Source organism: Streptomyces laculatispora, from assembly GCF_017353455.1.
GTDB classification, from domain to species: domain Bacteria; phylum Actinomycetota; class Actinomycetes; order Streptomycetales; family Streptomycetaceae; genus Streptomyces; species Streptomyces laculatispora.
This window is the reverse complement of sequence record NZ_JAFMPZ010000042.1, coordinates 1-4,760: the sequence shown is the minus strand read 5'-3', so window position 1 is coordinate 4,760 and position 4,760 is coordinate 1. Positions and strand designations below refer to the sequence as shown.

At 72.3% G+C, this 4,760-nt stretch carries 3 protein-coding genes and 1 pseudogene; all 4 read left to right on the top strand.

The window, feature by feature from the left end; genetic code table 11:
* Window positions 1-320, top strand: a pseudogene (locus J1C73_RS01520) (xylulokinase); the annotation flags it as partial.
* Window positions 321-459: 139 nt separating this feature from the next.
* Window positions 460-1,734: a VWA domain-containing protein gene (locus J1C73_RS01515; RefSeq protein ID WP_207314716.1), complete on the top strand. Its 1,275-nt coding sequence runs from the start codon at window positions 460-462 to the stop codon at window positions 1,732-1,734.
* A complete protein-coding gene (locus J1C73_RS01510) occupies window positions 1,731-2,561 on the top strand; it encodes a hypothetical protein (protein WP_207314715.1) in 831 nt (276 codons plus the stop codon). The genes J1C73_RS01515 and J1C73_RS01510 overlap by 4 nt, the downstream gene beginning before the upstream one ends.
* 245 nt (window positions 2,562-2,806) lie before the next feature.
* Window positions 2,807-4,760: glycoside hydrolase family 2 TIM barrel-domain containing protein (locus tag J1C73_RS01505; RefSeq protein ID WP_372446637.1), on the top strand; the 1,954-nt coding region annotated here is incomplete at its 3' end.

Genomic DNA, 4,760 nt, shown 5'->3' with positions numbered 1-4,760 from the left:
TCCACCCACTGGCGGCCCGGCCGCTGCTGCTGATCGGCGGCGGCGCCCGGGGCCACCAGTGGGTGGAGACCGTACGGCGCCTGTCCGGGCGGCCGGTGACCGTGCCGGCCGGCGGGGAACTCGTCGCCATGGGTGCGGCGGCCCTCGCGGCGTCGGCCGTCACCGGCAGGGACCCGGTGGCGATCGCCACCGGCTGGCAGACCGGCGAGGATCCGCAACTGGAAGCGGTCGAACGGGACCTGGCCACCTGGGCGCGGATCGGCTCGGTCCTGGACCGGGCATCGCAACCGCTGCTGGGCGCGGACCGGCCGCGGGACTGAGTGCGAGACCCGGCGGACAGCACCGACCGGGCCCCTGGCCTGACCTGCTGTCACATTCCGTCGTACGTCGGGTACAAGCGGGCGCGAAAGCCGGAGCACCGGTTTTGGATAGCGAACTGATGTTCACTACTATCCGGCGATGATCATAAGAAGAAGGCTGACGGTCGGGGTGGGTATTCTGCTCGCCACCCTGACCGCCGGGCTCGGCTCGGCGCTCCCCGCCGCGGCCGATGAAACCCCCACCAAAGCGTCCCCCAAGGTCGAGCTGGTGCTCGATGTCAGCGGCTCCATGCGGACCCGCGACATCGACGGCCAGTCCCGGATGACCGCGGCGAAGCAGGCGTTCAACGAGGTCCTGGACTCGGTGCCCGAGCAGGTGCAGCTCGGCATCCGCACCCTCGGCGCCGACTACCCGGGCGACGACCGGAAGGTCGGCTGCAAGGACACCAAGCAGCTCTATCCGGTCGGCCCGCTGGACCGCACCGAGGCCAAGACCGCGGTCGCCACCCTGGCCCCCACCGGCTGGACCCCGATCGGACCCGCTCTGCTGGGCGCCGCCGACGATCTGGAGGGCGGCGACTCCACCCGCCGGATCGTGCTGATCAGCGACGGCGAGGACACCTGCGGCCCGCTCGACCCCTGCGAAGTGGCCCGCGACATCGCCGCACGCGGCATTCACCTGGTCATCGACACCCTCGGCCTGGTGCCGAACGAGAAGATCCGCAAGCAGCTGACCTGCATCGCCGAGGCCACCGGCGGCACCTACACCGCCGTCCAGCACACCGATGAACTCTCCGGCCGCGTCAAGCAGTTGGTCGACCGGGCGGCTGAACCCGTCGTCACCCCGGTGGCGGCCGAGGGCGCGGACAGCTGCACCGACGCCCCGAAGCTCAAGGCGGGCCTCTACACCGACCGCGAGAAGTTCGGCGAGCACCGCTGGTACCGGGTGGACGTGCTGCCCGGCCAGGAGCTGCGCGCCTCGGCCAGCGTCTTCGCGGACCGCGCCGTGAACAACGACTACGGGACGCTGCTGCGAGCGGTGACCGTGCACGGCCGGGAGATCGTCAGAGGTTCCGAGTCAGGCACCGGGCGCACCGACGCCATCTCGTCCGGGCTGCGCTACCCGAAGCCCGAGCAGGACACGGACGACGACGAGCCGGTCGCGGAGACCGTCTGCCTCCAGGTCAGCAACTCCTTCTCGGCGCCCGCCTCGGTGAAGACGTCTCCCGGTATGCCCGTCGAGCTGACCGTCGACGTGGTGGACGGTCGCGACAACGCGGCCGACGTCGCCGCGTTCGGCCTCGGCCGCGGCTGGTGGCTGCTCGGCGTGCTCGTCCTCACCGGACTGATCGCGGGCCTGCTGACCGGCTGGATCTCGCGCTGGCGCATCGCCGTCTGGAGGACCAACCGATGATCCGTACGACACGCGTACTCGCGGGTGCGCTGCTGACCGGCCTCGCCGTGCTGACCGGGGCGGGAGCCGCCGTCGCGGACGACCCGTCGGCGAGCCCGAGCCCCAGCGCCTCCGGCGACGGCTCCGGCCCCACGGAGGCGGGCACCGCCTTCCGTACCGCCACCGCGATCCAGCAGAACCAGACCGCCACCGCCGGCGGCTCCACGGGCGACTACCTGTACTGGGTGTTCCCGGCCGACGCGGGCCAGCGGGCCACCGTCAAGGCGAAGGTCACCCTGCCCGAGACCGCCACCCGGCACGGCGCCTCGACCTGGCAGGTCGACGTGTACGACGGTCTGCGCCGCCGCCAGGCCTGCATGTACGGCAAGCAGACCGGCAAGGCCGCGGCCGACGCCGCCACGGTCGAGCTCACCTGTGTCCTGCGCACCGTCAGGGCCTGGTCCGAGCCGTGGGCCAACGACCCGCTGCCGGGCAGCTACTACGTCCGCCTCACGGTCGTCGATCTGCCCTCGGCGGATCTCGGTCTGCCGGTGCGGACCGAGATCAAGGTCACCTCGACCGGGAAGGGCGGCGCCGCGGACGTCGACGGCACGCTCGCCAAGCCGCTGGTACCCGGTGTCTCCTCGGTCGAGCAGGCCGCCGACGGCGCCTCGGCCGCCCCGGTCCCGCTCGCGGGTGAGCCCGAGGACGGCTGGGCGTCCGGCTGGTGGACCGACCGCTGGCTGTGGACCGTCGGCGGCGGGGTGCTGGGCGCGTTCGCGGCCGTCTTCGGCTACTCGCTGACCCGCGGCAACGGCCGCCCCTCCCGGGTCCCGCCGGGCGTCTGACGCACGGCCGTCGGCCTGACCGGACACCCCGGTCCGGCCGACGGCAGGCGACCAGGCCGTGTCCGCACCGATGCAACCAACCGCGCCATTCGAAAGTTTCGGCAGGTCAGAACCGTCCCACTGACGCCGCCCACGCCCTACGCTCGCCCGGAACGCTGCTTCCTGCTGCCCGAGCGAAGGGACCCGCGGCTGTGACCACTAGCCGTTCCGCATCATCCGCCGAGTCCGAGTCCGTGCACGCGTGCGTGCCCACGTCCGGGTCCCGGACCGGGTCCGCGTTCGACCGCGCCTCCTTCGCCTACGTCGAGAGCCGGTCGCCCGGGACGGGCCGGCTGGCGCCGCGGGCCGGTTTCTCGTCCGATGCCGCGGCTCTGGACCTCGACGGCGACTGGCACTTCCGGCTCGGCGCCGGACTCCACGACCTGACAGCCGGCTTCGGGGACCCGGCACACGATGTCACCGGCTGGGAGACCGTCTCCGTACCGTCGTGCTGGCAGCTGGACGGCGTCCCGCACGCACCTCGCCGGGGCTCCCCCGCGTACACCAACCAGATCTACCCCTTTCCGGTGGACCCGCCGCGGGTCCCGGACGCCAACCCCACCGCCGAGTACCGCAGGGAGTTCACGCTGCCCGAACGGTGGCCCGCGGACGGCGACGGGCGAACCGTCCTGCGCTTCGAGGGCGTCGACTCGTGCTTCGCCGTCCGGCTCAACGGCACCCCGCTCGGCGACGGCAAGGGCAGCCGGCTGCCCACCGAGTTCGACGCGACCGCGGCACTGCGGCCCGGCCGCAACGTACTCGCGGTGCGGGTGCACCAGTGGTCGGCCGGAAGCTATCTGGAGGACCAGGACATGTGGTGGGTCTCCGGGATCTTCCGCTCGGTACGCCTCCTGCACCGCCCGGCCGACGGCGTCCGCGACCTGTTCGTGCACGCCGACTACGACCATCTGACGGGCGAGGGCATCCTGCGCGTCGACGCCGACCCGGCGACGGCGGGCACCGAGGCCCACGTCACGGTCCCCGGGCTGGGCCTCGACCTGCGCGCCGGGCAGACCGTGCGCGTCGCCGTCGAACCGTGGACCGCGGAGACCCCGCGGCTGTACGACGCGACGCTCACCGCCGGGGGCGAACGCGTCCCGCTGCGCATCGGGTTCCGCCGGGTCCGGGTCGAGGACGGTCTGCTGAAGGTCAACGGCCGGCGCATCCTGCTGCGCGGTGTCAACCGCCACGAGTGGCATCCGGAGACGGGCCGCACCCTGGACCGCGCGACCATGCTCCGCGACATCGAGCTGATGAAGCAGCACAACATCAACGCGGTCCGCACCAGCCACTACCCGCCGGACCAGGAATTCCTCTCCCTGTGCGACGAGTTGGGCCTCTGGGTGATCGACGAGTGCGATCTGGAGACCCATGGCTTCGAGCTCGTCGGCTGGCGTGACAACCCGAGCGCGGACCCGCGCTGGCTCGACGCCTGCCTCGACCGGATGAGCCGCATGGTGGAGCGCGACAAGAACCACCCCGCCGTCATCATGTGGTCGCTCGGCAACGAGGCCGGCACCGGCGACAACCTCCGGGCGATGGCCGACTGGACCCACGAGCGCGACCCGGGCCGCCCGGTCCACTACGAGGGCGACCGGGACAGCGGCTACGTGGACGTCTACAGCTGGATGTACGCGGACCACGACGAGACCGACCGCATCGGCCGCTGCGTCGAGGAGCCGACGAAGGACCCGGCGCTCGACGAGCACCGGCGCGCACTGCCGTTCATCCTGTGCGAGTACGCGCACGCGATGGGCAACGGTCCCGGCGGACTCGTCGAGTACCAGCGCCTCTTCGAGCAGCACCCGCGCTGCCAGGGCGGGTTCGTCTGGGAGTGGATCGATCACGGCATCACGCAGCGGACCGCGGACGGACGCGAGTTCTTCGCGTACGGGGGCGACTTCGGCGAGGTGGTCCACGACGGCAACTTCGTCGCCGACGGTCTGGTCCTCCCGGACCGGACACCGTCCCCGGGGCTCATGGAGTACAAGAAGGCCGTAGAACCGGTGACGGTCTCGGTGGACCGGGCCGCGCGCACGGTCGGGGTCCGCAACGGTCACGACTTCGCGGACACGGGGCACCTGCGCTGGCGCTGGCTGGTGGAGGACGCCGGTGAGCGCGTCGCCGAGGGCGAGTTGGCGGTGCCGCCGGTACCGGCGG